General features: G+C 67.0%; 27 protein-coding genes. 14 read left to right on the top strand and 13 right to left on the bottom strand.

Annotation, left to right across the window (positions count from 1 at the left end; all coding sequences use genetic code 11):
- Positions 1–5: 5 nt before the first annotated feature.
- Entirely contained in the window at positions 6–1,160 is a 1,155-nt protein-coding gene (locus tag BBJ41_RS29440) for an ABC transporter ATP-binding protein (RefSeq protein ID WP_156814896.1), read from the bottom strand.
- On the opposite strand from BBJ41_RS29440, the gene BBJ41_RS40740 reads away from it, so the two are divergent.
- A complete protein-coding gene (locus BBJ41_RS40740; protein WP_167362207.1) occupies positions 1,075–1,467 on the top strand; it encodes a hypothetical protein in 393 nt (130 codons plus the stop codon). The two genes, BBJ41_RS29440 and BBJ41_RS40740, sit on opposite strands and share 86 nt — an antisense overlap.
- Positions 1,468–1,628: 161 nt before the next feature.
- Here the strand turns inward: BBJ41_RS40740 and BBJ41_RS29435 are convergent, their stop codons facing one another.
- The 3 genes from BBJ41_RS29435 to BBJ41_RS29425 form a co-directional block, all read right to left on the bottom strand.
- Complete coding sequence (locus tag BBJ41_RS29435) at positions 1,629–2,096, bottom strand: nucleoside deaminase (RefSeq protein WP_069749700.1); 468 nt, start codon at positions 2,094–2,096, stop codon at positions 1,629–1,631.
- Between the two features lie 98 nt (positions 2,097–2,194).
- Positions 2,195–2,665, bottom strand: a complete 471-nt coding sequence (gene cynS / locus BBJ41_RS29430) for a cyanase (RefSeq protein ID WP_069749699.1) — start codon at positions 2,663–2,665, stop codon at positions 2,195–2,197.
- Between the two features lie 30 nt (positions 2,666–2,695).
- Positions 2,696–3,355, bottom strand: a complete 660-nt coding sequence (locus tag BBJ41_RS29425; RefSeq protein WP_069749698.1) for a carbonic anhydrase — start codon at positions 3,353–3,355, stop codon at positions 2,696–2,698.
- A gap of 113 nt (positions 3,356–3,468) precedes the next feature.
- On the opposite strand from BBJ41_RS29425, the gene cynR reads away from it, so the two are divergent.
- The gene (cynR, locus tag BBJ41_RS29420) at positions 3,469–4,401 is read left to right on the top strand and encodes a transcriptional regulator CynR (protein ID WP_069749697.1); all 933 of its coding nucleotides are present in this window, start codon (positions 3,469–3,471) and stop codon (positions 4,399–4,401) included.
- Positions 4,402–4,444: 43 nt separating this feature from the next.
- Here the strand turns inward: cynR and BBJ41_RS29415 are convergent, their stop codons facing one another.
- Both BBJ41_RS29415 and BBJ41_RS29410 read right to left on the bottom strand, forming a co-directional pair.
- The gene (locus tag BBJ41_RS29415) at positions 4,445–4,645 is read right to left on the bottom strand and encodes a hypothetical protein (RefSeq protein ID WP_069749696.1); all 201 of its coding nucleotides are present in this window, start codon (positions 4,643–4,645) and stop codon (positions 4,445–4,447) included.
- A gap of 34 nt (positions 4,646–4,679) precedes the next feature.
- A complete protein-coding gene (locus tag BBJ41_RS29410; protein ID WP_069749695.1) occupies positions 4,680–5,999 on the bottom strand; it encodes a DUF3422 family protein in 1,320 nt (439 codons plus the stop codon).
- A gap of 128 nt (positions 6,000–6,127) precedes the next feature.
- Here BBJ41_RS29410 and BBJ41_RS29405 point away from each other — a divergent pair, with 128 nt between their 5' ends.
- Positions 6,128–7,003 carry a LysR family transcriptional regulator gene (locus tag BBJ41_RS29405; protein WP_059605089.1) on the top strand — a complete coding sequence of 292 codons (876 nt, stop codon included), beginning with the start codon at positions 6,128–6,130 and terminating at the stop codon, positions 7,001–7,003.
- On the opposite strand, the gene BBJ41_RS29400 is transcribed toward BBJ41_RS29405, so the two are convergent.
- The 3 genes from BBJ41_RS29400 to BBJ41_RS29390 all read right to left on the bottom strand — a co-directional run bounded on the left by BBJ41_RS29400 (position 7,004) and on the right by BBJ41_RS29390 (position 9,246).
- Positions 7,004–7,576, bottom strand: coding sequence for a hypothetical protein (locus BBJ41_RS29400; protein ID WP_069749694.1), 573 nt, complete (start codon positions 7,574–7,576; stop codon positions 7,004–7,006).
- Between the two features lie 156 nt (positions 7,577–7,732).
- Positions 7,733–8,083, bottom strand: coding sequence for a hypothetical protein (locus tag BBJ41_RS29395; protein ID WP_069749693.1), 351 nt, complete (start codon positions 8,081–8,083; stop codon positions 7,733–7,735).
- Positions 8,084–8,334: 251 nt separating this feature from the next.
- Positions 8,335–9,246 (bottom strand): LysR family transcriptional regulator, encoded by a 912-nt coding sequence (locus tag BBJ41_RS29390; protein WP_069749692.1) that lies wholly within the window; start codon positions 9,244–9,246, stop codon positions 8,335–8,337.
- Positions 9,247–9,674: 428 nt separating this feature from the next.
- Here BBJ41_RS29390 and fae point away from each other — a divergent pair, with 428 nt between their 5' ends.
- The 4 genes from fae to BBJ41_RS29370 all read left to right on the top strand — a co-directional run bounded on the left by fae (position 9,675) and on the right by BBJ41_RS29370 (position 14,245).
- Entirely contained in the window at positions 9,675–10,199 is a 525-nt protein-coding gene (gene fae, locus BBJ41_RS29385; protein ID WP_069749691.1) for a formaldehyde-activating enzyme, read from the top strand.
- A gap of 40 nt (positions 10,200–10,239) precedes the next feature.
- A complete protein-coding gene (locus BBJ41_RS29380; protein ID WP_069749690.1) occupies positions 10,240–11,262 on the top strand; it encodes an aldo/keto reductase in 1,023 nt (340 codons plus the stop codon).
- 22 nt (positions 11,263–11,284) lie between these two features.
- A complete protein-coding gene (locus BBJ41_RS29375; RefSeq protein ID WP_069749689.1) occupies positions 11,285–12,736 on the top strand; it encodes an NAD-dependent succinate-semialdehyde dehydrogenase in 1,452 nt (483 codons plus the stop codon).
- A gap of 135 nt (positions 12,737–12,871) precedes the next feature.
- Positions 12,872–14,245, top strand: a complete 1,374-nt coding sequence (locus tag BBJ41_RS29370) for an MFS transporter (RefSeq protein ID WP_069749688.1) — start codon at positions 12,872–12,874, stop codon at positions 14,243–14,245.
- 193 nt (positions 14,246–14,438) lie between these two features.
- On the opposite strand, the gene BBJ41_RS29365 is transcribed toward BBJ41_RS29370, so the two are convergent.
- From BBJ41_RS29365 to BBJ41_RS40735, 3 genes are read right to left on the bottom strand one after another with little or no spacing between them, the layout of a single operon-like run.
- Positions 14,439–14,738, bottom strand: coding sequence for a type II toxin-antitoxin system RelE/ParE family toxin (locus BBJ41_RS29365; protein ID WP_069749687.1), 300 nt, complete (start codon positions 14,736–14,738; stop codon positions 14,439–14,441).
- Positions 14,735–14,992: a type II toxin-antitoxin system ParD family antitoxin gene (locus tag BBJ41_RS29360; RefSeq protein WP_069749686.1), complete on the bottom strand. Its 258-nt coding sequence runs from the start codon at positions 14,990–14,992 to the stop codon at positions 14,735–14,737. The genes BBJ41_RS29365 and BBJ41_RS29360 overlap by 4 nt, the downstream gene beginning before the upstream one ends.
- Before the next feature lie 50 nt (positions 14,993–15,042).
- The gene (locus tag BBJ41_RS40735; RefSeq protein WP_156814894.1) at positions 15,043–15,222 is read right to left on the bottom strand and encodes a hypothetical protein; all 180 of its coding nucleotides are present in this window, start codon (positions 15,220–15,222) and stop codon (positions 15,043–15,045) included.
- Here BBJ41_RS40735 and BBJ41_RS29355 point away from each other — a divergent pair.
- The 3 genes from BBJ41_RS29355 (at position 15,221) to BBJ41_RS29345 (ending at position 17,124) form a co-directional block, all read left to right on the top strand.
- Positions 15,221–15,940 carry a hypothetical protein gene (locus BBJ41_RS29355; protein WP_069750427.1) on the top strand — a complete coding sequence of 240 codons (720 nt, stop codon included), beginning with the start codon at positions 15,221–15,223 and terminating at the stop codon, positions 15,938–15,940. The genes BBJ41_RS40735 and BBJ41_RS29355 overlap by 2 nt on opposite strands.
- 75 nt (positions 15,941–16,015) lie before the next feature.
- Positions 16,016–16,774 carry a hypothetical protein gene (locus tag BBJ41_RS29350; RefSeq protein WP_069749685.1) on the top strand — a complete coding sequence of 253 codons (759 nt, stop codon included), beginning with the start codon at positions 16,016–16,018 and terminating at the stop codon, positions 16,772–16,774.
- A complete protein-coding gene (locus BBJ41_RS29345) occupies positions 16,771–17,124 on the top strand; it encodes a hypothetical protein (protein ID WP_069749684.1) in 354 nt (117 codons plus the stop codon). Before BBJ41_RS29350 ends, BBJ41_RS29345 begins: the two co-directional genes overlap by 4 nt.
- Positions 17,125–17,149: 25 nt before the next feature.
- Here BBJ41_RS29345 and BBJ41_RS29340 read toward each other — a convergent pair whose 3' ends face one another.
- A complete protein-coding gene (locus tag BBJ41_RS29340; protein WP_069749683.1) occupies positions 17,150–18,025 on the bottom strand; it encodes a LysR substrate-binding domain-containing protein in 876 nt (291 codons plus the stop codon).
- A gap of 223 nt (positions 18,026–18,248) precedes the next feature.
- Between BBJ41_RS29340 and BBJ41_RS29335 the strand changes: the two genes are divergently transcribed.
- The 4 genes from BBJ41_RS29335 (at position 18,249) to BBJ41_RS29320 (ending at position 23,647) form a co-directional block, all read left to right on the top strand.
- Positions 18,249–19,187 (top strand): LysR substrate-binding domain-containing protein, encoded by a 939-nt coding sequence (locus tag BBJ41_RS29335; RefSeq protein WP_069749682.1) that lies wholly within the window; start codon positions 18,249–18,251, stop codon positions 19,185–19,187.
- 383 nt (positions 19,188–19,570) lie between these two features.
- Positions 19,571–20,995 (top strand): aldehyde dehydrogenase, encoded by a 1,425-nt coding sequence (gene aldA, locus BBJ41_RS29330; RefSeq protein WP_069749681.1) that lies wholly within the window; start codon positions 19,571–19,573, stop codon positions 20,993–20,995.
- A gap of 106 nt (positions 20,996–21,101) precedes the next feature.
- Entirely contained in the window at positions 21,102–22,433 is a 1,332-nt protein-coding gene (locus tag BBJ41_RS29325; RefSeq protein ID WP_083282067.1) for an MFS transporter, read from the top strand.
- Complete coding sequence (locus BBJ41_RS29320; RefSeq protein ID WP_069749680.1) at positions 22,430–23,647, top strand: mandelate racemase/muconate lactonizing enzyme family protein; 1,218 nt, start codon at positions 22,430–22,432, stop codon at positions 23,645–23,647. Before BBJ41_RS29325 ends, BBJ41_RS29320 begins: the two co-directional genes overlap by 4 nt.
- The last annotated feature ends 6 nt before the right edge of the window (positions 23,648–23,653 follow it).

Below are 23,653 nucleotides of genomic sequence, written 5' to 3'. Positions count from 1 at the left end.
CGTCCTCACTGCGTCAGCACGACGCCGCTGGCCGGCGACCACGACACGAACACGTCGTCGTTCCAGGCCGGTGCGTCATCGTTCATCAGGTGCGAGCTCGACAGGTTCGATACGACCGTCTTGCCGCTCGGCAGGCGCACGTGATACAGCGAGTAGCTGCCCATGTACGCGATGTCGGTCACGACACCGCGCGCCCAGTTGTGTTTCGAGCCGGGCTTCTCGCGCGACACGTGGATGCGCTCCGGGCGCACCGAGATGCCGACCGGCATCCCGAGCGGGCCCGTCACGCCGTGGCTCACGTACATACGTGCTTCGAGATCGTCGCTCTCGACGAAGATGTGATCGGGCTCGTCCTCGACGACGCGGCCTTCGAACAGGTTCGTCGAGCCGATGAATTCGGCCGAGAAGCGGCTGTTCGGAAACTCGTATACCTCGCCCGGCGCGCCGATCTGCACGATCTTGCCTTCGCTCATCACCGCGAGGCGGCTGGCCATCGTCATCGCTTCTTCCTGGTCGTGCGTGACCATCACGCAGGTCACGTCGACCTTCTCGATGATGTTGACCAGTTCGAGCTGGGTTTTCTGGCGGATCTTCTTGTCGAGCGCGGACATCGGCTCGTCGAGCAGCAGCAGCTTCGGGCGCTTGACCAGCGAGCGGGCCAGCGCGACACGCTGCTGCTGGCCGCCGGAGAGCTGGTGCGGCTTGCGCTGCGCGTACTTGCTCATCTGCACGAGCGCGAGCGCGTCGGCCACGCGCTCCTTGATCTCGTTCTTCGGCGTGCCTTCCTGCTTCAGGCCGAACGCGACGTTCGATTCGACCGACATGTGCGGGAACAGCGCGTACGACTGGAACATCATGTTGACCGGGCGGCGGTACGGCGGCAGCGACGCGAGGTCCTCGCCGTCGACGAAGATCTTGCCGGAGGTGGCCGTCTCAAGCCCGGCGAGCATGCGCAGCAGCGTGGACTTGCCGCAGCCCGAGCTGCCGAGCAGCGCGAACAGCTCGTTCTTCGCGATCGTCAGGTTCACGTTGTCGACGGCCGTGCTGTCGCCGAATTTTTTCACGACGTTTTCGATGCGCACGAAGGCGTCGTTCGGTTTGAGCATGTCCGTCGTCGCGCGACGTGCCGCTTCAGGTGTACTGAATGAATCCCGTTTCATGATGGTCCGTATTGAGCAGGTAAGCGAATGTCAGGCGTCAGGCGCGACCGGTCGGGCGGCCGCGCGGTGCTGGCGGAGAGGGATCGAGCGATTCCTCGTCCGCAACGAATGGCGCAATGAAACAGGTAGGGGGCAACGCACGGCGATCGGCGGCAATCAGCTGCGGCCGGAAGCGGCCGCCGCGCTGGCTGTCAGATTGATTTCATCGGTTTTCATCGGGCTTTCCGCACGTTTCTGTCGTCTCCAGTGCGAATTTTTAAACCCGTCAAAAACGTTATGGATCGCAGATTTCCGTTCCGGACATTGAACGGGATCGATGTTTGGGCAGGCGGGAAAACGGGGGCACGACACGGCCCCGCGCGGCAGCGCGCGCCCGGCGGCACGGGAGCCGCCAGACGAAGCGGAGGGTGGGGAAAACGAGCAGCCGGGGCGGCCGCACCGCGCGACAGGGGCGTCGCGCGGGTCACGTCACTTTGCGTTCAGTTCCTTCCAGCGCCGGTAGACGCCGATCGCGTCGGCGTGTTTCTGCTGCACCATCGGCAGCCGCCGCTCGCCGACCGGCTTCGCATATTCGGCATAGAACGTGTCCAGCTCGAAATATTGGCGGTCGTCGCGGTAGAACGGCGCGTAGTCCTCGCGCGTCGTGATGTAGATCACGCGCTTCGGGCTGCAGTAGTACAGCGATCCGAGGCACATCGGGCACGGGCTCGCGAGAATGTAGATCTCGCAGTCGGTCAGGTGCTCGGTGCCGAGCTTGCGGCACGCGTCGCGCACCGCGAGGATCTCCGCATGCGCGGTCGGGTCGCTGGTCTGCGCGACAAGGTTCGGGCTCTCTGCAACGATCTCGCCGTCGCGGACAATCACCGTCGCGAACGGGCGGCCGCCCTCTTCCACGTTCTTCATCGCAAGATCGATCGTGCGTTTCACAAAATCCATGGCTGCGTCCTCGCTGAAACGGAATGGCGGGAACGTGCGCCAGCCGGCGCAAGTCGGGGAAACCTGCGCGGCACCCTAAGCGCGACGCCGCGCAAGCGTCAGAACGGCTTGGTGGGCAGGTACTTGCCGTCGAGCGTGATCACGGCGCGCGAACCGCCTTCGGGGTCATCGACCTTCTTCACGTCGAGCCGGAAATTGATCGCGCTGATGATGCCGTCGCCGAACTTCTCGTGAACGAGCGCCTTCAGCGTCGTGCCGTACACCTGCAGCATTTCGTAGAAGCGGTAAATGGTCGGATCGGTCGGCACGCGATCGTCGATGCTGCCGCGCAGCGGGATCGTCTGCAACAGCAGCACCGCGTCGTCGTCGAGGCCGAGCTTGTCGGCGACGACGCGCGCCGCGTCGGCCGGCAACGCATGCTGGCCGAGCAGCGCGGCCGTGACGAACGCCTCGCTCAGGCCCGTGCCTTCGGTGAGCTGCGCGAACGACAGGTTCCTGCGCGCTTTCGCGAGAACGACGGTTTCGGCCAGCGCGTGGCGGGCAGTCTGGCTGTGCTGGGACTGGATCATGGCAATACCTCGTGGACGGGTGGGAAAGGTTCAGGCCACGACGGCGCGCGTCGCGGGCGTGGCGCGGACTTCGGGATGGTCCGCGAGCGGGACGAACCGGCCGGTCGCGCCGTCGAAGGCGTCGATGCAGCCCGATTCGATGTCGTAGACCCAGCCATGCAGCGCGAGACGCCCTTCTTCGAGCGCGAGCCGCACGGCGGGGTGCGTCTTCAGGTTCGCCAGTTGCGCGACGACGTTCTCGCGCACCATCGAGTCGATCCGCTCGCGCTCGCTGCGATGCGTGCGCGCCTCGTTCACGACGCGCGCCGAATCGGCATAACGCAACCAGTGGCCGACAGCCGGCATGTGATCCATGCACTGGCAGGTCGCGATCGCGGTCATCGCGCCGCAATCGGAATGCCCGCAGATCACGACGTCGGTCACGCGCAGCGCGGCCACCGCGTATTCGACCGACGCCGACACGCCGCCCGGCTCGGGGCCGTACGACGGCACGATGTTGCCGGCGTTGCGGATCACGAACAGGTCGCCCGGCTCGCGCTGTGTGACGAGTTCGGGCACGAGCCGGCTGTCCGAACACGAGATGAACAGCGCCCGCGGGTTCTGGCTGCGCGCGAGATCGCGGAACAGCGCGGCGCGCGCCGGATAGGCGTCGCGCTGAAACTTCAGAAAGCCTTCGATGATGTCCTTCATCGCGTGTCCTCCGGTGCTGACGAAATCGATGAAGGGCAGGTTACGCCGCGCTTCCAATAACGTAAAAGACTGATTTATGATCGACCGGATAAGCAAGACTTATAGGAACCGCCATGCTGCTGCGCCATATCAACTACTTCCTGGCCGTCGCCGAACACCGCAGCTTCACGCGCGCCGCCGCCGCGCTGCACGTGTCACAACCCGCGTTGTCGCAGCAGATCCGCCAGCTCGAGGAAACGCTCGGCGCGCAGCTGTTCGATCGCAGCGGGCGCGTGACACGTTTGACGGATGCCGGCGACGTCTATTTCCGCTATGCGCGGCAGACGCTGCACGATCTCGCGGAAGGCCGGCGCGCCATTCACGACGTGCAGGATCTCAGCCGCGGCTCGCTGCGCATCGCGGTCACGCCGACCTTCACGAGCTATCTCGTCGGGCCGCTCGTCGAGGCGTTTCACGGTCGTTATCCGGAGGTTTCGCTGTCGGTGCACGAGATGTCGCAGGAGCGTATCGAGGCGCTGCTCGTCGACGACGAGCTCGATGTCGGCATCGCATTCGAGGGCGTGCAGACGGCGGACATCGAAGTGGAAACGCTGCTGGTCGAGACGCTCGCGCTAGTCGTGAGCCGCGGGCACGCGCTCGCCGGGAAACGCAAGGCGGGCCTGCGCGCGCTGCACGACGCGCCGCTCGTGCTGCTGACCGCCGAGTTCGCGACACGCGCGCAGATCGACCGTTATTTCCGCGAGCACGATGTGCGGCCGCGCGTGCTGATGGAGGCGAATTCGCTCGGTGCGGTGATCGAGATCGTGCGCCGCACGAACCTCGCGACGCTGCTGCCCGAGACGATCGCAACCGGGCACGACGATCTCGTTGCCGTCGCGCTCGATCCGGCCGTGTTGCGGCGCACGGCCGTGCTGCTGCAGCGCAAGGGCGCATACCGGAGCGCGGCCGCGCGCGCGTTCGTCGAGCTGGCGCTCGCGCTGGGGGCGGGGAAAACGAAGGAGGAAGGCGATTCACGTCCGGCGCGCCGAAGGGCGGCCGGCAAATGAACGCCTGATGCTACATCGACTCGACGCGACGCGAAAAGTCGCGTCAGTTGTACCCGAGAATCGCCACCGCCGCGACATCCGGCCGATCAAGCGTATTCCCGACGAGCGACGTCATCGGCTCCTGCAGCACGGCCTGATACGACGTGACGCGTGCGTCGTCCGGCACACCGGCATCGTCCGGTGCGGGTTCGTCGAACGCGTCGAAAGCGCTGTAAAACCCGGGTTGCTTCTGCGAAAAAGTCATCTCCACTCCTTTCCTTGATTATGTTTTCGATGTTCTAACTGGCCTGCTTCAATACCGCCGCGTGCGCAGGCGCGCCTTCATGCGAGGCTTCCGATCGCGCAAGCTGCGCGCGCGTGCGCCGCGTGATGTGAATCACCGCGAACACGACCGGCGCGATCAGCAAGCCTTCCGCCAGCTCGGGATCGACCGGCAGGTTCATCACGTGCAGCGCCTTGAACGCCGCCGTCGCGAGCGACAGCACGTAGTACGAAATGGCCGCCACCGACAGCCCCTCGACCGCGTGCTGCAGATGAAGCTGGTTGCGCGCGGTGCGCTCCATGCCCGCCAGCAGGCGCGTCACGTCCTTTTCCTGCGCGAGATTCACGCGCGTGCGCAACAGGTCGACCGCGCGCGCGATCCGCGCGGCGATCTGCTCGTGGCGCGCCCATACGCTGCGGCACGTCTCCATCGCCGGCGCGAAGCGTCGCTCCATGAATTCGGCGATCGTCGGCATGCCTTCGATGCGCTCCTCGCGCAATTCCTGGATGCGCGCCAGCACGAGCTTTTCATACGCACGCGACGCGCTGAAGCGCGCGCCCGATCCCGACAGCGATTCGACCCGCACCGCGAGATGCGTGAGCTTGACGAGCAGCGCGGTGTCGTCGCCGTCGGCGCCGCTCGCGTCCATCCGCTGCATCAGCGCGTGCAGCGCCGCGTGGATCTCGTCGAGCTCGCGGCTCATCCGCCGCGCGACTGGCAGCGCGAGCAGCGCCATCATCCGGTACGTTTCGATTTCGTAGAGACGCTGCAGCAGGCGGCCGCCCTGCTCCTCGCGGAAATCCTCATCGACGACGAGAAAACGCATGAAGCCGTCGTCGCGCACGTGCCAGTCGCAGAACACCTTGCCGCCGCCGAGCACGCTGCTGCCGACGAGCGCGGGCCCGTCGATCCAGCGGCGCAGGTCGCCGCACGCGAGCTTCGCGGCATCGCCCGACAGCAGTTCCATCCTGACCGCGACGAACCGGATGCCCGCGAGCCGCGCGAACCACGCGGCCGGAATGCCTTCGATCGCGAGATCGTCGAAATAGCCGGTGTCGCGGCGCGGCGCGACGAACGTGAAGGTCGAGAATTCGGTGTGGCGTTCCCACTTCAGGTGCCAACCGCACGGCGATTGCACCGCGTAGTGCGTCGCGCCTTCGTGCGGCGCGGGGACACCCGTATCGCGGCACAGCGCGTGCAGCAGCGTTTCGTGGATGTCGGGCTGGCCGTCCGCGTAGATCGCGTAATGCGTGAGCGACACGGCTTCGGCGAGCCGCAGGAACGGCCGGGCATGCAATTCCGCGGCCAGTGCGGCGCGCAACGGATGGTCGATCATCGAGACACCACTTTCCCTGTTCAAGCCTGCGTGCCGGGCGAAACGCCAGCGTGATCGCACTATGGCAGACACACAGCAACAATAAAAACGCATAATGCTGATCGTTACGTTCAGTTTTCCTGATACCCATGAAGATGCTCGATCACGACGTGCTGGCCACCGTCGTCGCCGTCGCGGAGACCGGCAACATGACCCGCGCCGCCGAGGCCGTGAACCGCTCGCAGTCGGCCGTGAGCATGCAGATCAAGAGCCTGGAAGACGCGATCGGCCGGCCGCTGTTCGTGCGCAAGCCGCGCAGCATCGTGCTGACGCGCGAAGGCGAGGTGCTGCTGGGATTCGCCAGACGAATGCTGGCGCTGCGCGACGAGGCGTGGGCGGCCGTGGTGCGGCCGGAAGTGACCGGCAAGGTCGTGATCGGCGTGCCGGACGACTATGCGTCGTCGCTGCTGCCGTCGGTCCTGAAGAAATTCTCGGCGACCTATCCGAAGGTCGAGATCCAGGTGATGGGGCTGCCGAGCAGCGCGCTCGCGCCGTTGATCAAGGAAGGCACCGTCGATCTCGTGTGCGGCACGCGCATCAAGGGGCTGACCGGCGACTTCATCCGCCACGAGCCGATGGCGTGGGCCGCGATGACGAACGGGCCGCGCGTGTGGGAGGAGCGGCCGCTGCCGATCGCGGTGTTCATGCCGGGCAGCGTCGCGCGCGAGAACGCGATCCGCAGCCTCGAACGTGCGAAGGTGCCGTACCGCACGTCCTATGAAAGCCCGAGCCTGCTCGGGCTGCTCAGCATGGTCGAGGCCGGGCTCGCGGTCGCGCCGCTCGCACGCTGCGCGATTCCCGCGCAACTGTCGATGCTCGGCCGCTCGCACGGGCTGCCCGACCTGCCGCCGCTCGAACTGATCCTCGCGCGCAGCACGAAATCGAAACGTCCGCCGTGCGACTTTCTCGCGGAACAGCTGATGGAGGATCTGCAGCGGCAGACGGGGCAAACCGCCGACGCGTGATCAGCGCGTCGCGTCATACCCCGCCGCGCACAGCGCCGTATTGACGGTCGCCGCCGCCGCATCGACCAGCGCTTCGAGCGTATCGCCGCACACGTGCATGTTTTCCGGCGCGACGTGTTCGGCACGCCGCCAGCCCCACTGCGGCCCCGACGCAACCGACAGCGTCGCGCCGAACCGGTTGCCGTGGCGGCAGCCGAAGATGCTCACGCGCTGCTCGCTCACATATTCCTGCTCCGGCAGGCACAGCCGGATCTCGACCGCGACCTGATCGGGATCGTTGACCCGCGCGGCCGGACTGACCGCCGGCGCGAACACCTTGCCGATCCGCAGCGTCACGCAGTTTTCCCATGCCGCGAGCGGCCCGCCAGCCGCGTCGACACGCTCGGTGTCGACCGACCACTGATGCCCGTCGGGCACGACGATCGCCTGATGCAGCAGCATTTCGGCGACGCGCACCGTCGTCACGAGCTGCCGCGCGAGCTGCCGGTCCGACGGCAGCGACGCCGTCCGCACGCGGCGGCTTGCCGGCCGCGTGGCACGCATGGCTTCCCGCATCTCTTTCGCAAGGTACATGGACCCTCCACATTCAGGCGCCGCGCCGGCCAGGGCGCAGCGCGCAACCGTCCGCCGCCGCCGGGTGGACGACACGGCGACCAGCGATTCGGCAGCGCATCGATCGAACCGGAAACGAGCGAGCAGTCATCCGGCGCGCAATCACCGCCCCGCCGCTCACCGGGCCTTCTGCCCGACGCGCAGGCGCCGCGCGACGGGCCCGATCACGGCATCGGCCTGCTGCGCGATCAGCATGTGCAGCGTGAAATCCAGATCTTCCGGCGCGATGTCGAAGTGCACGTGGATCACGTCGCGCACGGCGCGCGCGCTGACGACATACACGCCGAGCGGGGAATGCAGCAGCGCGGCGAGCCGCTCGCGCGCGCATTCGCCGGAATCGGCCGTCAGCGTGACGGGCAACTGCAGGCGCGGGCGCGGCGGCGGGAAAGGCAGGACGTTGGCGCGGGTGCCGGCGCGCAACTGGCGGCCGGCGACATCGAAGGCGGGAACGGGATGGATGAAGGTCATGGAGCGGACGGAAGCCGTCTCGGCTGTTCGACACATCCCCAGCTTAGAAGACACGGCATAAACGCCGTGCAAAAAAACGGTGCGGCGGCGCAAAAAACGGCATGCGGCACAACGGGGGCCGCCGGCCTCGATACCGCCTCGATCGGGCTGTCACCAAGCGTCCCGGCAACCGTGCACCCGCCGGGACCACGCTCCGCAGACGTCATGCGCACAGCTCACCCTGCGGCGCTTTCCGCGCCCGGATGGCCCCGCTACGCGAACGCCTCGAGCGACGCGCGCCGCCGTTCGTCGACCATCGATTCGAGCAGCGACACGAGATCGTCGGTCATCGGGTCGCAGATGCCGGGCGAGCGATGCAGTTCGAGATCGGCCGCCGGCAGCGGCGGCAGCCCGTCCGCTTCGTCGAGCACGCGCCAGTTCTCGGGCAGCGTGCAGCGATCGATCATCGTCACGGCCGCGCCGTGGTTCACCGCGATCTTGATGCCGGTCGGGCTCTGGCTCGTATAGACGACGTGATACGGCCGCTCGGCCGTCGCGAGCGCCTGCAGCCCTCGCTGCCGGTAGCAGCACGTCTCCGGAAACAACGCGAGCGGCACCGACGCGCGCGGACCGAGCGAGAAGTCGCGGTGCGCGGCCCACACGACGTCGTGACGGCCGAGCAGCCGCCCGCCCGCGTTCGACCCATGCCGCACGACGAGCGCGACATCGAGCTCGCCGGCCTGCAGCCGCTCCAGCAGTTCGAGCGACGTCCGGCACTGCACATGCAGGCGCGCACCCGGCCGCAACGCATAGAACGACTTCAGCAGGTCGGGCAGCCACAGCTCCGCATAGTCCTCGGGCAGCCCGAAGCGCACGACGCCGCGATCGCTGCTCGCCTGCTTCAGCGCGATGATCGCGTCGTTCTGCACCTGGATGATCCGCCGCGCATGGATCAGGAAATTCTCGCCGTCGCGCGACAGTTCGAGCCGCCGGCTGTTGCGCATGAACAGGTGCGTGTCGAGCCGCTCCTCGAGCGTGCGGATGCGCAGGCTGATCGTCGACTGCGTGCGATGCAGCTGCCGGGCCGCCGCGGTGAAGCCGCCGCTTTCGACGACCGCGACGAATGCCCGGATCAGCTCCGGATCGAGCGAAGTCAGCTTCGACCAGTCGGGCTTCGAGAGCACACCGGGCCGCCCCGCGTTTTCCGCCCCGAAGGAAGGCCCCTTGGGGGCGTGCCCCGCCCGGGGCGCCTCGTGCAACGCGACAGGTTTCTCAATGGCAGCCATCGGAATTACTCGCTTTCGAAAATGGAAGGGAGGACGAAAGATAGGGCTCGGAGTACGCCGATTGTTGTCCGGATGCGCGCGGCCCTCCAACCCCTGCCCGGGTATGACAAACCCGGAGCCGGCACGCGAATGCCCGCCCGCCGATCCCGCCCCGCGTGCCGCCACGATGGCGGCCGCGGGCCGCCCGGCGGGCGTTTGCGCGACGACCCGAGGGCTTTCCCGGAGACGACGAAAACTCATAGCCCGATCAGGAAACATCGATTCACCGGCCGCGCCGCGGCCCACCACAATCGCCTCACACCCAACCTCATCGACGAGACATTGCAATGACCGCACCGCAACCCAGGCAGCTCTATATCGGCGAAGGCTTCGAAGGCCCCGGCGTCAACCTCGCGCACATCAACGTGCTGGTCGGCCCGCGCAACGGCCCGGCCGGGCAGGCATTCGCGACCGCGCTCGCGACGCCGTCGGCCGGCCACGCGCCGTTCGTCGTGATCGCGCAGCCGGGCGTGCCGACCAAGCCGCTCACGCTGTACGTGAACAAGGCGCAGATCGCCAGCGACTTCCACGGCAATGCGACGTGGGGCGCGTCGCAGGCCGGCATCGCGAAGGCCGTGGCCGAAGCGCTCGAGAACGGCACGCTGCCGCCCGAAGCGGAGAACGACTGGGTCGTCGTATCGGCGAACTGGGTCAACCCGCAGACCGACGACCTCGACGCCGTGTTCGAGAACAACTATCGCGCGTGCCGCAACGCGATCGTCGCCGCGATGGAAGGGCTGCCGCATCGCGACGCGGTGTTCGCCGCCGCGCGCGACGTATCGAACCCGTTCTACACGCCGAAAAAGAACTGACAGACAACGCGCGGCCGGCCAGGCCGCACCAGGAGGAAGCATGGAATACGTCCGCCTCGGCCAGTCCGGCCTGAAGGTGTCCCGCCTGTGTCTCGGCACGATGAACATGGGCACGCCCGAGTGGAAGCCGTGGATCTTCGACGAAGCGCAGAGCGAGCCGATCGTGCGCCGCGCGCTCGACGCCGGCGTCAACTTCATCGATCTCGCGGATTTCTATTCGACGGGCGTCGGCGAGGAAGTGGTCGGCCGCATCCTGAAGCGCAACGCGCGCCGCGAGGAGCTCGTCGTGACGACCAAGGTCGGCTACGACATGGACACCTACCCGAACGCGGGCGGCCATTCGCGCAAGCACGTGCTCGACGGCATCGACGGGTCGCTGAAGCGCCTCGGGATGGATTACGTCGACATCTTCATGCTGCATTTCTTCGACGTGAACACGCCCGTCGAGGAGACGATGAGCACGCTGCACGACATCGTGCGCGCGGGCAAGGCGCGCTATATCGGCGTATCGACGATGTACACGTGGCAGTTCGCGAAAATCATGCAGGCGTGCGAGCGCAATGGCTGGGAAAAGCCGATCAACATGCAGTTGCAGCTGAACCTTGCCTATCGCGAGGAAGAGCGCGAGATGGTGCCGTACTGCATCGACCAGGGCGTCGGCGTGTCGGTGTTCAGCCCGCTCGCGCGCGGCCTGCTGACCTGCGAGCCGCAATCGACGCGCAACCAGACCGACTTCTTCACCGCGCAGATGTACGGCGATGCGTCGTCGCTCGCGATCGCCGCGTCGGTCGCAAAGGTCGCGAAGCGGCGCGGCGTGCCGCCCGCGCAAATCGCGCAGGCGTGGGTGCTGAGCCGGCCCGGCATCGCCAGCATGCTGGTCGGCGCGGATTCCGTCGCGCAGTTCGACAGCGCGCTCGGCGCGCTCGAAACGCAACTCACCGACGAAGAACTGCACGAGCTAGAACGCAACTACACGCCGTGCGACCTGATCAACGACTACACGGCCGGCAAGCGCATCGCGCGCGAATCGCGCCCGGCGCAAGGCAGTTTCGCGGCAGACTGAAGCACGGAAGGAACGAAACACGATGAACGAATTTCTGAGAACCGGCCATTACATCGGCGGTGAATGGTACGAAGCGCACGGCGCGAGCGACGCGACCTATCCGGTGCTGAACCCGGCGACCGGCGAGACGATCGCGAAGGTCGCGAAAGGCGGCGCCGACGATACGCAACGCGCGATCGATGCCGCCGCGCACGCGTTTCCCGCGTGGCGCGCGCTAACCGCGAAGGAACGCGGCGCCCGCGTGAAGCGCTGGGGCGAGCTGATGCTCGAACACCGCGACGCGCTCGCCGAGCTGCTGACGCGCGAACAGGGCAAGCCGCTCGCGGAAGCGCGCGGCGAAGTGGCGTACGCGGCGAGCTTTCTCGAATGGTTCGCGGAAGAAGCGAAGCGCATGTACGGCGACGTGATCCCGAGCCCGAAGCCGAATGCGCAGATCGTCGTCACGCGTGAGCCGGTCGGCGTCGTCGCGGCGATCACGCCGTGGAATTTCCCGCTCGCGATGATCACGCGCAAGGCCGGCCCGGCGCTCGCGGCCGGCTGCACGATGGTGCTGAAGCCGTCCGAGGAAACGCCGCTGTCGGCATTCGCGCTCGCGGTGCTCGCCGAGCGCGCGGGCGTGCCGGCCGGCGTGTTCAACGTCGTGTCGGGCGACGCGGTAGCGATCGGCGAGACGCTGACGAGTTCATCCGTCGTGCGCAAGCTGTCGTTCACGGGCTCGACGCGCGTCGGCAAGCTGCTCGCGAAGCAGTCGGCCGACACGCTGAAGAAGCTGTCGCTCGAACTCGGCGGCAATGCGCCGTTCATCGTGTTCGACGATGCCGATCTCGATGCGGCGGTCGAAGGCGCGCTTGCGTCGAAGTTCCGCAACACCGGGCAAACCTGCGTGTGCGTGAACCGCTTCCTCGTGCAGGACGGCGTGTATGACGCGTTCACGCGCAAGCTCGCGGACGCCGTGCGCAAGCTGCGCGTCGGCAACGCGCTCGCCGGCGACGTCGACCAGGGGCCGCTGATCAACGAGGCGGCGCTCGGCAAGGTCGAGCGTCACGTCGCCGATGCCGCCGCGAAAGGCGCGAGCGTGCTCACCGGCGGCAAGCGCCACGCGCTGGGCGGCACCTTCTACGAGCCGACCGTGCTGACCGGCATGACGCCCGACATGCTGATCGCCGAAGAGGAAACCTTCGGCCCCGTCGCCGGGTGCTTCCGCTTCGCGACCGAAGAAGAAGCCGTCGCCGCGGCGAACGACACGCCGTTCGGGCTGTCCGCGTACTTCTACACGCGCGACCTCGGCCGCGCGTGGCGCGTGTCGGGCGCGCTGGAAAGCGGGATGGTCGGCGTCAACGACGGGATCATCTCGACCGAAGTCGCGCCGTTCGGCGGCGTCAAGCAATCGGGGCTCGGCCGCGAAGGCTCGAAGTACGGCCTCGATGAATACGTGGAACTCAAGTACACGCTGATGGCCGGCCTCGGCCGCTGACCCCTGACCCCTGACCCCTGACCGCTCTCCGCGGTCGATCCGCGCCGCGCGCCGCCCGGCCGCGCGGCGCCTCGCACGGCTTCGCGGCGTCGTTCGACGCCCGCGCGCCCCACGCATGACAAATCCGGAGGCAGCTTGAATCAAGCCAATGTTCAACCCGGCACGGCGCGCGCCTTGCCGCTCACGCGCGGCGCCGACGCGCCGCCACGCGCCGTCGCGCTCGACGACGTGCCGCTCAACCGCTTCCACGTGAAGATCGCGGGCCTCACGTTCGGCGCGCATTTCACCGAGGGCTACACGCTCGGCACGATCGGCTATGCGCTGGCCGCGCTCGGCAAGCAGATGCCGATCGACGCGTTCTGGATGGGGATGATCGGCAGCTCGGCGCTGATCGGCATCTTCTTCGGCAGCCTCGTGTTCGGCTGGCTGTCCGACCGGATGGGCCGGCAGAAGATTTTCCTGACGAGCTTCGTGATCATCACGGCGGCCGCGTTCGCGCAGTTCTTCGTGAGCTCGCCGCTCGAACTGTGCGTGCTGCGCGTGCTGATCGGCTTCGGGATGGGCGGCGACTTCACGGTCGGCCATGCGATCCTCGCCGAATTCTCGCCGCGCAAGCATCGCGGCGCGCTGCTCGGTTCGTTCAGCGTGATCTGGACGATCGGTTATGTCGCCGCGAACGTGCTCGGCCTCGCGTACAGCGACGTCGCGCCCGACACGTGGCGCTGGCTGCTCGCGTCGGCCGCATTGCCCGCGCTGATCGTGCTGGTGCTGCGGATCGGCACGCCCGAATCGCCGCGCTGGCTGCTCGGCAAGGGCCGCGTGAAGGAGGCGCGTGCAATCGTCGCGAAGCATTTCGGGCCGCACGTGATGCTCGACGGTTCCGCCGAGCCGCATGCGAACGCGGGCTTCGGCCGGCTGTTCCAGCCCGACCTGATCCGCCGGACAGCCTTCAACTGCGCGTTCTTCGTGTGCCTCGTGATTCCGTATTTCGCGATCTACACGTTCCTGCCGACGATCCTGAAGACGATCGGTCTCGCCGAAGGCTTTGGCGCGGACCTGTTGCTGAACGCGTTCCTCGTGCTGGGCGCGCTGATCGGCATCTGGCTGACGATCCGGCTGTCGCGGCGCGGCTTCCTGATCGGCTCGTTCGCGGTGACGTGCGCGTCGCTCGTCGCGCTGGCCGTGCTGCCGTCGTCGGCGGCCATCGCGATGATCGTCGCGTTTGCAGTCTTCACGCTGACGATGTCGGCATTCAGCAACCTCGTCGGCGTGTTCCCGCCGGAATGCTTCCCGACCGAAGTGCGCGCGAGCGGCGTCGGCCTGGCGATCGCGTGCAGCCGGCTCGGCTCGGCGATCGGCACGTTCCTGCTGCCGGTCGGCATCGCAACGCTGGGCTTTCACGCGACGATGTTCGCGCTCGCGGGTGTGTTGCTGGTGGGGATGATCGTGTCGATCGCGTGGGCGCCGGAGACGAAGCATCTGACGCTCGAGGAAGCGTCGGGGCATTGACGGACGACGCGGGTTTCGTGCGTGCCCGCATCGTCTTGTCCGGAACGGCAGCATCGACAGACAGCGCGTGTGATGCGGCGATGCTCAACGCGATTTGAACGAACCCGGCTTCGGCCGGGTTCGTTCATTCTGGCTGGCAGTTTTCGTATTCCCGACGAGACGAGACGAGACGCGACGCGACTCGCGAAATCGCTCAGAACAGGATCGACGCGTAGTCCCGCGCGCCGTGCAGTATGTGAAGAATGTCGATCCGCGCCGGCGGATCGCCCACCACCCGGTAGAAGATCTGATAGTTGCCGTACACGCGATGCCGCACGCCATGGCGCTCGAAGCGCGGCACCAGCGGAAACGCCAACGGCATCCCGGCGAGGCCCAGACACTGGTCGCGAATCTCCCGCACGAAAGTCACGGCGCGTTGCGGGTTGTCGCGCGCGATGAAATCGGCAATCGCTTCGAGTTCGGCAATCGCGAAATCCGACAGGCGGACGCTCACGCCTGACGATCCACCTGTGCCCGGTACTTCGCCTCGAGGCGATCGAATACGGCTTGCGCATCGGCGCCGCGTCCTGCTTGCGCATCGGCCAGGCTGCGCGCGATCACCGCGTCCAGCGCATTCAGTTGCGCCTCGCGATCCTGAATCAGGCGCACGCCTTCCCGTAGCACTTCGCTCTTGGACCCGTAGCGCCCCGATTCGACCAGCTTCGCGACGTAAGCCTCCAGCTGCTGGCCCAGTTCGGCACTGATCATGACGACCTCCTGACGGCATTGAATTCGATGCATCCAGCCTAACCCGGTTATCAACTATTATCAAGGGAACACACTCCAGACGGATCGGCGCGCATACCGGCGCCGCCGATCGGGTGGATGAACGGAACGGGATGCCCGTCGGGCACGTTGCGGCGGCGCCCGGCATTCATCCGGCCGTCGCACGCTTTCATGTAGCCTTGCCCGACCCTCACCGTGCGAACGCCGATCATGATTGAAGACATCGTCACGCCACAACCCGGCCTGAAGGTCTATCCGCCCGACGCCGACGTGTTCGCCGAGCCCGCTGCCGCGCTCGCGCGTCACCTGCACCCGCTCGTGTCGATCGATCTGTCGGCGGTCGATCCGTCGTGGCAGGGCTGGGTCCATCTGCTGAGCCCCGTCGAGCCGTACGACGGGCTCGTCGGGCAGGCCACCGCCGCGTATCACAACGACTATCTGCGCGCGAACTGGATCGGGTTACGCCTCGATGAAAACAACCGTTACACGCTGCTCGGCGACTCGCGCTACTTCTATCTGGAAAACCCGCCCGGCGATCGCGATGCGCGCTACCGCCAGGAGCTGGAGAAGCACTACGCGGAGCAGCAGGCGAGCATCGAAGCCGCGCGCGTGCGTTTCGCGGAACACGGCCGCCTGTACTCGTCCAACCGGTTCGCGCCGGCCGAGCGCGACTTCAGCCAGGAAAAGCCGTGCAACCTGCTCGACCAGCTCGGCGGCACGGTCGGCTGGGGGAACTGGTCGGGCACCTCCGACTTCCCGATCGACGACAGCGATCCGGACGACATCCGGCCGATCGGCCCTGACGGCGCACGCTTTCGCTTCGTCGCCGGCGTGACCGGCTGGGAGTACCGCGCGATGGGCGCGGACTGGATTCTTCTGTTCTACGAACCGGTCAGCCGCGTTGCGCTGCTGACGTTCGACTGGACGTAAGGCGGGCGGAAGAGGCCATCACTTCGTCCCGTGATTGGCCGTTCGGCGGACTCTGCGAACCGGATTCGCGACGATATGCTGGGTGTTTTCCGCTTATCGCCCACAGCCATGCCCGCCCAGCGTGTCGATCTCAGTCATGTCCTGCCGTACGAGACGACGTACTTCGACGATCGGCTCGCGGTCGATCGAAACGATCTGGATATTGCCGCGTTGCTGGGCGTGGACGGCGACGTTTCCGACGCGTTGCTCGTTTCGTTGTGCGGAGCGCCGGCGGGGTCGGAAATTGAAGCGTACCTCGACAGTACGGACAGGCTGACATTCGCCGTCACCCACCCGATACTGATCCGATCGGTGAATCGCGTGTCCGTGCTCAAAACCAACGACACGTCCGCACTCGAACTCGGAACCATCGATTTCGTCGACAACGCTGCCGCCGGGCTCGGCGCAGTGATGCTGTGGCGCATCGTCAGAGCGTGTGCTACGTTGAAGATCGCCTGGATTCGCACATTCGCGATAGGTGGTCGCAAAGCGCCACCGGAGCCCGGCGGGCCGAGACGCCATGGATACTATGCATGGCCAAGATTCGGCTTCGATGCTCCCATTCCCGACCCGCATGGCGACGAGGCAGCACTGTTCCAGTACTTCCAGGGCTATCCGGTCGGGTTGGCCGACGGATCGCTTCGATCGCTGCGAGCACTGTACGCGACGCGATCCGGGCGGGACTTCTGGCGCACGGCCGGGTCGCATCGCCTGATGACATTCAACGTCGCGCCGCATGGCAAGTCCGTGCTGGCGCTGCAAGCCTATTTGATTGAAAGAGGGATTTACGAATGACCCAACAGCACCGTCCGATCGCCGGATTCCGCGTCGCGAAACCCGTGACCAGGCGCAGTCGCGTGACGAACGAGAATCGCTCCATTCGTGTCTCGGAAATCAGGCAACTCATTCGTGAACTCATCGCGCACGAGCATCACCCCGATCAAGCGCAAGTCCCGCGCACGCCTGCCGTCGAACACGGCGCACAGTCGGCCGGCGAGCCGGCGTTGCCGCCGCAAAGAAAAGTCTTCGACATAGGGCATGTCGATTGGTCGAAGAGCACTCTGCGCACCATTTCGATGGCCGACGCCGACGCGCGTTGTCGCCGGGAAACGCTGCTGCACTTCGGAATGGACCCCGACCTGTAACTTCCCGCGACCACGAGGAGCGCCCCTACCCCTTCCTCGCCACCTGCTCCCGCAACCACGCGGCGAACGCGATCACATGCCCGATCGCGACGCTCTCCGGTTCAACGTCGAGCCAGTACCCGAACGGCCCGATCGGCTGCACCGGCGACAGTCGCACGAGGCTGCCCTCACCGATCTCCTCCTCGATCATGTTCAGGTCGACGACCGCGAGCCCCGCGCCTTTGCGCGCCGCGCGGATCGCCTGTTCGAGCGTCGAGAACTCGATGCCGTCGCCGATCCGCCCGACAGGCACGCCCGCCTGCTCGCACCAGTCGGCCCACAGGGTCAGGCGCTTGCCCTCGTGCAACACATGCAGCGACGGCAGCCGGCCGAGCAGCACGTCGAGTGTATCGCCGCGATAACGCGGCGCGCCGACGAGCGCATGCCGCTCCATCATCAGCAGCTCCGACTGCATCCCGGGCCGCGCCGCGCGCCCGAAGCGGATGTGGCAATGGCAATCGTCGGCCGGCTCCGTGCGGATCGACAGCTCGACATCGGGCAGCGCCTCCGCGAGCGTGCCGAGCCGCGGCGAGAACCACTGCGTCGCAAACGTCGGCGGCAGCGACACCGTGAGGCGCCGCTTCGCATCCGGCCGCGCGGCCGCGATTTCGCCGACGCCGCGCTCGATCGTGTCGAACGCCTGCCCGATGAACGGCAGCAACCGCTGGCCGGCATCGGTCAGGTGCACGCCCTTGTGATCGCGCTCGAACAGCCGCGCGCCGAGCGCGTCCTCGAGCAGCCGGATCTGCCGGCTCACCGCGCCTTGCGTCACGCACAGCGAAACCGCCGCGCGATTGAAGCTCAGGTGACGCGCGGTCTCCTCGAAAAATCGCAGCGCGATCAACGATGGCAGGCGTCGCATGATGTGTGTTCCTCTCTTTCGTCTCGCTGCCGGCCAGCCGGCCGGCCATCTTGCGGGCAGCTTTATCGCAGAAAAGCGCGCCCGCCGTCAGGCAGTGAAAACCCGGATACCCGGCGTGCGCGGCGCGAGCATCGATCGTGCCGTTCATCACCCCGCGTCGTTGGCCGCCCGCCTACAATAAGCATCCCGCACCCAGGACGACACCGCCCCCGTGAGACGCAAGATGCCGGCGCTGAATGCGCTGAAAGCCTTCGAGATGGCCGGCCGCACCGGCAGCTTCACACGCGCGGCCGAACTGCTCAACGTGACGCAGAGCGCGGTGAGCCGCCAGGTTCGCCAGCTCGAAGGCCAGCTCGGCGAAACGCTGCTCGAGCGCCGCCATCACCAGCTCGAACTGACCGCGGCCGGCCGCGTGCTGCTGCGCGCGCTGCAACAGTCGTTCGACAAGATCGAGCTGACCGTGCGCAGCCTGCAGGAAAAAACCCATCTGAACCGCCTGCGCGTGAACGTGCCGCCGACCTTCGCCGCGCGCTGGCTGATGCCGCGACTCGGCCGGCTGCGCGACGCGCATCCCGAATTCGAGCTGAGCCTCACGACCCGCATTCACGACAGCCTCGGCGAATCGCGCGTGCTCGACTGCGCGATCCGGTTCGGCGACGGCGAATGGGACGGTTTCGACAACGCGCTGCTGATGCAGGAGCAGCATATCGCCGTCTGCGCGCCCGCGCTGTATGCGCGGCTGCGGCAGGACGGCGCGCCGATCGACCTGAGCCGCTTCACGCTGCTGCACGTGCTCGCGACCGACGACCAGCGCTACCAGACCTGGCATCACTGGCTGAAGGCGGCCGGTATCGGCGACGTCGACACGCGCGGCGGCTACGAATTCGACCTGCTCGACCATGCGATCCGCGCGGCGATCGACGGCCTCGGGATCACGATCGCCGACCGCCACATGGTCGCGCGCGAACTCGCGGCCGGGCAACTGATGCAGGTGCTCAACGTGCACGTCGACGGCCACCAGTCGTACTGGTTCGTCACGCGGCCCGAGCAGACGAACCTGCCGCACATCGTGCAGTTCCGCGACTGGCTGCAGCAGGAAGTGTGGCTCGCGAAGCGCCACCTCGAACCGTCGTCGCCGCTGCCGCAGGTGCCGCTGGCCTAGGGCCTGTTCCCGCTCATCGCGGGCTCGCACCGCCCCTCCCGCAAACGACGTTCCCCAAGCCGGGAGAACATGCCCCGGCAAGCGATCCGTCCCCGAGCGTCGATCGCGGGCCAAACCTTACCGTCTCCCGCACCCGCCCGCACTCGGACCAGTCGGAAAACGCGGCCCAGCCGCTCCCCGCGCGCCGCCGCGCCATCACCGCGCCCGCCTTGCCGGACGGGCGATTCCAGCCGATTCACCGAGTAACGTGCGTTTTTCTCATGCCCGGCTAGAAAATAAGTCGTTTGTCGTGCGCTAAACGCATGAACAGAATGGCCTCTATCCCGCGACGCGTGTTTCGCCACCAGAAGCGATCCGCCCGCATCCATCGGAGGAGCCTCTTCATGCGTACCGAACGCAACTACGTGAACGGCGGTTTCGTCGTCCCGGAAAGCGACGCGTTCATCGTCGTCCACAATCCCGCCACCGAAGCGCCGTTCGCGCGCGTGCCGGCCGCGACGCCCGCCGACGCGCTCGCCGCAGTCGACGCGGCCGCCGCCGCGCAAAAAGCGTGGCGCAAGCTGCCGAGCGCCGAGCGCGCGACCTACCTGCACCGCTTCGCCGACGCGCTGACCGCGCGCGCGCCGGACATCGGCGCAGCGCTCGCGCAGGAATCCGGCAAGAGCGTCGAGGATGCATCGAACGAAGCCGTCTACGCCGGCCAGATCACGCGCTTCCACGCCGAGTGGGCGCGCCGGATCGAAGGCGAGATCATCCCGAGCGACACGCCCGACGAGAACCTGTTCCTGCAGCGCGAGCCGATCGGCGTCGTCGCGTGCCTGATCCCGTTCAACTATCCCGTCTACACGCTGCTGCGCAAGGTCGCGCCCGCGCTGATCGCCGGCAACACGGTAGTCGTGCGGCCGAGCAACCACACGCCGGTGTCGGCGTTCGAGATCGCGAAGGCCGCCGACGATGCGGGCTTCCCGCCGGGCGTGATCAACATCCTGACGATGGATCACGCGACGGCCGAGGCGCTGTGCACACACCCGGCGGTCGGGATGATCACGCTGACCGGCAGCGTCAACGCGGGCCGCAAGGTCCTCGACTACTGCAAGGCGAACATCGCGAAGCCGTCGCTCGAACTCGGCGGCAAGACGCCCGCAATCATTGAGCCCGACGCCGACCTCGAACGCGCAGCCGCCGCGCTCGTCGCCTCGAAGACGACGCACTGCGGCCAGCTCTGCACGGCCATCGAGCGCGTGTACGTGCACGACAGCGTGCACGACCGTTTCGTCGCGCTGCTGAAGGAAAAAATGGGCGCGGTGCGCAGCGGCAACCGTGCGGCCGATCCGTCGAACATGGGCCCGCTCGTCAGCGCATCGGCGCGCGCGCACATCCACGGGATGGTCGAACGCGCGGTCGCGGCCGGCGCGACGCTCGAAACCGGCGGCGCGATGCCCGACGGCCCCGGCTTCTTCTACCCGGCCACGCTGCTCACCGGCTGCCGGCAGGACATGGAGATCGTGCAGGAGGAAACCTTCGGCCCGATCATGCCCGTGCTGCGCTACACGACGATCGACGAAGCGATCGCCTTCGCGAACGACCATCAGTTCGGGCTGTCGTCGGTGCTGTACACCGAGAACTACCGCACCGCGATGAAGATGGCCAACGCGATCGAGGCGGGCGAGCTGTACGTGAACCGCACGCCGGCCGACCCGTACCAGGGCTTCCACGCCGGCTGGAAACGCTCGGGCCTCGGCGGCGACGACGGCAAGCACGGGATGCTCGAATTCACGCAGACGCGCCTCGTCGTCATGAAGTACTGATACAGCGCCGACGCGCCGTTACCGGCGCGCGCCGCCCCTGATCCGAACCAACACAAAACAAATCTGCGGACCGCCGCCTGAAGGCGGTCCGATGGAGGAAGACATCATGCCGACCCAACCGTCGACGCCCGCCGCGTCGCTCGCGTTGCAAGACAAGACGCACGACGCGCACGCGTCGCACGACTCGCGCGCGCAGCGCTACCTGCAACTGCTGCTGCTCGTGATCGCCGCGGGCGCGATCTACCCGATGCTGTACCTGCGCCAGGTGTACCAGCCGACGATGCTGCAGTTCTTCCGCATCGACGACGTGCAGCTCGGCTACCTGTATTCGTCGCTCGGCACGATCTTCCTCGTCAGCTACCTGCCGAGCGGCTGGCTCGCCGATCGCCTGTCGCCGCGCTGGCTGATCTGCTTCTCGCTGATCGCCACAGGCGCGCTCGGGCTCGTCTACGCGACCGGGCCGTCGTTCAACACGCTCGTGCTGATCTTCGGCGGCTGGGGGCTGACCACGGGCCTCACGTTCTGGGCGGCCGTGATCAAGCGCGTGAACATGATCGCGGGGCCCGACGAACAGGGCCGCTTCTTCGGGCTGCTCGACGGCGGCCGCGGGCTCGTCGAGGCGCTGCTCGCGACGATCGCGATCACGCTGTTCGCCTACGTGACGCAAGCGCACGGCGGCACCGATGCGGCCGGCTTCAAGCTCGTCGTGCATCTGTATGCGTTCTTCTGCATCGCGCTCGGCGTGCTGCTCGCGCTGGTGAAGGAACCGGCGCGCGAAGGCGAACGCACGACGCCGGCCGAGCGCCGCCGGGGCAGCGTGCTGACCGACCTGAAGACGCTCGCGGCGATTCCCGAGCTGTGGCTCGTCGCGGCGATCGTGTTCTGCGGCTACCAGGTGTTCTGGGCGACCTACAGCTTCTCGGCATACCTGCACGAAGGCAATTTCGGGCTCAGCGCGACGGCGGCCGGTTTCATCACGACGCTCAAGCTGTGGATGCGCCCGGTCGGCGGCATCGGCGGCGGCTTCCTCGGCGACCGTGTGTCGAAGGTGTCGGTGCTGTTCTGGGCGCTCGTGCTCGCCGCGCTGTCGCTCGTCGGGCTGATCGCAGCGCCGCCGCACAGCCCGCAGGCGATGCTCGTCGTGCTCGTGCTGTTCATCGGCATCCTCACTTACGCGGTCCGCGGCCTGTACTGGTCGCTGCTCGACGACTGCAAGGTGCCGACGCATTGCGCGGGCCTCGCGATCGGCCTGATCTCGGTGCTCGGCTATTCGCCCGACGTGTTCGTGCCGCTGATCAACGGCTACGTGACGCAGACCTACCCGGGCGCGCACGGCTACCAGCTCTATTTCGGTTACATCGCGGCCATCGCGCTCTGCGGCGCGGGCGCCGCCGCGTTCCTCAAATACCGCCTCAACCGCATCAAGGAGTCCGCATGAAGATCGTTTCGCTCGAAACCCACATCGTCGCCGTGCCGCCACCGCATGTCGGCGGGATGTACTGGATCTTCGTGAAGCTCAAGACCGACGACGGGATCGAAGGCGTCGGCGAGATCTATTCGGCGACGTTCCACCCGAAGGCGATGGGCCCGATCATCGACGACGTGTTCGACCGCTACCTGCTGAACCACGACCCGCACCACGTCGAGCGGCTGTTCCGCCAGACGTATTCGAGCGGCTTCACGCAGCGGCCCGACCTGACGATGATGGGCGTCGTCAGCGGGCTGGAGATGGCGTGCTGGGACATCATCGGCAAGGCCGCCGGCAAGCCCGTGTACGAACTGCTCGGCGGGAAGATCCACGAGCGGCTGCGCTCGTACACGTACCTGTACCCGAAGAACGCGAAGGGCGAATACGACTACGACGATCCCGATCTCGCCGCCGAATGCGCGGCCGAGAACGTGAAGCTCGGCTTCACCGCGGTCAAGTTCGACCCGGCCGGCCCGTACACGGCCTACTCGGGCCATCAGTTGTCGCTTGAAGTGCTCGACCGCTGCGAACTGTTCTGCCGCCGCGTGCGCGAGGCGGTCGGCAGCAAGGCCGACCTGCTGTTCGGCACGCACGGGCAGATGGTGCCGTCGTCGGCGATCCGGCTCGCGAAGCGGCTCGAGAAATACGACCCGCTGTGGTTCGAGGAACCGGTGCCGCCGGGCCAGGAGGAAGCGATCGCCGAAGTCGCAAGGCACACGTCGATTCCGATCGCGACCGGCGAGCGCCTGACGACCAAGTACGAATTCCACAAGCTGCTGCAGGCGGGCGGCGCGTCGATCCTGCAGTTGAACGTCGCGCGCGTGGGCGGCCTGCTCGAAGCGAAGAAGATCGCGACGCTTGCGGAAGTGCACTACGCGCAGATCGCGCCGCACCTCTACAACGGGCCGGTGGGCGCGGCCGCGAGCATCCAGCTCGCGACCTGCACGCCGAACTTCCTGATCCAGGAAAGCATCATGACGTGGGGCGGTTTCCATTCGGAGGTCGTGAAGACGCCGATCCGCTGGGAAGACGGCTACATCATCCCGTCGAACGAGCCGGGCCTCGGCATCGAGCTCGACATGGACGTCGTGAAGCGCCACACGCCGTATACCGGCGAGCGGCTGCACCTGCAGATGGGCGAGAAGCCCGTCGACGTGAAGGATCTCGCCCCCGCGAAGGGCTGACCAGGA

The organism is Burkholderia stabilis (genome assembly GCF_001742165.1).
In the GTDB taxonomy this organism is placed as follows: domain Bacteria; phylum Pseudomonadota; class Gammaproteobacteria; order Burkholderiales; family Burkholderiaceae; genus Burkholderia; species Burkholderia stabilis.
The sequence above is the reverse complement of the archived record's forward strand: the minus strand, read 5'-3'. Positions and strand labels throughout refer to the sequence as shown.

Excerpts from the sequence above, each read along its gene's own strand:
- BBJ41_RS40740 (WP_167362207.1), top strand. The coding sequence starts at position 1,075 with ATGCGCACGAAGGCGTCGTTCGGTTTGAGCATGTCCGTCGTCGCGCGA.
- BBJ41_RS29440 (WP_156814896.1), bottom strand. The coding sequence starts at position 1,160 with ATGAAACGGGATTCATTCAGTACACCTGAAGCGGCACGTCGCGCGACG.
- BBJ41_RS29435 (WP_069749700.1), bottom strand. The coding sequence starts at position 2,096 with ATGGATTTTGTGAAACGCACGATCGATCTTGCGATGAAGAACGTGGAA.
- cynS (WP_069749699.1), bottom strand. The coding sequence starts at position 2,665 with ATGATCCAGTCCCAGCACAGCCAGACTGCCCGCCACGCGCTGGCCGAA.
- BBJ41_RS29425 (WP_069749698.1), bottom strand. The coding sequence starts at position 3,355 with ATGAAGGACATCATCGAAGGCTTTCTGAAGTTTCAGCGCGACGCCTAT.
- cynR (WP_069749697.1), top strand. The coding sequence starts at position 3,469 with ATGCTGCTGCGCCATATCAACTACTTCCTGGCCGTCGCCGAACACCGC.
- BBJ41_RS29415 (WP_069749696.1), bottom strand. The coding sequence starts at position 4,645 with ATGACTTTTTCGCAGAAGCAACCCGGGTTTTACAGCGCTTTCGACGCG.
- BBJ41_RS29410 (WP_069749695.1), bottom strand. The coding sequence starts at position 5,999 with ATGATCGACCATCCGTTGCGCGCCGCACTGGCCGCGGAATTGCATGCC.
- BBJ41_RS29405 (WP_059605089.1), top strand. The coding sequence starts at position 6,128 with ATGAAGATGCTCGATCACGACGTGCTGGCCACCGTCGTCGCCGTCGCG.
- BBJ41_RS29400 (WP_069749694.1), bottom strand. The coding sequence starts at position 7,576 with ATGTACCTTGCGAAAGAGATGCGGGAAGCCATGCGTGCCACGCGGCCG.
- BBJ41_RS29395 (WP_069749693.1), bottom strand. The coding sequence starts at position 8,083 with ATGACCTTCATCCATCCCGTTCCCGCCTTCGATGTCGCCGGCCGCCAG.
- fae (WP_069749691.1), top strand. The coding sequence starts at position 9,675 with ATGACCGCACCGCAACCCAGGCAGCTCTATATCGGCGAAGGCTTCGAA.
- BBJ41_RS29380 (WP_069749690.1), top strand. The coding sequence starts at position 10,240 with ATGGAATACGTCCGCCTCGGCCAGTCCGGCCTGAAGGTGTCCCGCCTG.
- BBJ41_RS29375 (WP_069749689.1), top strand. The coding sequence starts at position 11,285 with ATGAACGAATTTCTGAGAACCGGCCATTACATCGGCGGTGAATGGTAC.
- BBJ41_RS29360 (WP_069749686.1), bottom strand. The coding sequence starts at position 14,992 with ATGATCAGTGCCGAACTGGGCCAGCAGCTGGAGGCTTACGTCGCGAAG.
- BBJ41_RS29355 (WP_069750427.1), top strand. The coding sequence starts at position 15,221 with ATGATTGAAGACATCGTCACGCCACAACCCGGCCTGAAGGTCTATCCG.
- BBJ41_RS40735 (WP_156814894.1), bottom strand. The coding sequence starts at position 15,222 with ATGATCGGCGTTCGCACGGTGAGGGTCGGGCAAGGCTACATGAAAGCG.
- BBJ41_RS29350 (WP_069749685.1), top strand. The coding sequence starts at position 16,016 with ATGCTGGGTGTTTTCCGCTTATCGCCCACAGCCATGCCCGCCCAGCGT.
- BBJ41_RS29345 (WP_069749684.1), top strand. The coding sequence starts at position 16,771 with ATGACCCAACAGCACCGTCCGATCGCCGGATTCCGCGTCGCGAAACCC.
- BBJ41_RS29340 (WP_069749683.1), bottom strand. The coding sequence starts at position 18,025 with ATGCGACGCCTGCCATCGTTGATCGCGCTGCGATTTTTCGAGGAGACC.
- BBJ41_RS29335 (WP_069749682.1), top strand. The coding sequence starts at position 18,249 with ATGCCGGCGCTGAATGCGCTGAAAGCCTTCGAGATGGCCGGCCGCACC.
- aldA (WP_069749681.1), top strand. The coding sequence starts at position 19,571 with ATGCGTACCGAACGCAACTACGTGAACGGCGGTTTCGTCGTCCCGGAA.
- BBJ41_RS29325 (WP_083282067.1), top strand. The coding sequence starts at position 21,102 with ATGCCGACCCAACCGTCGACGCCCGCCGCGTCGCTCGCGTTGCAAGAC.
- BBJ41_RS29320 (WP_069749680.1), top strand. The coding sequence starts at position 22,430 with ATGAAGATCGTTTCGCTCGAAACCCACATCGTCGCCGTGCCGCCACCG.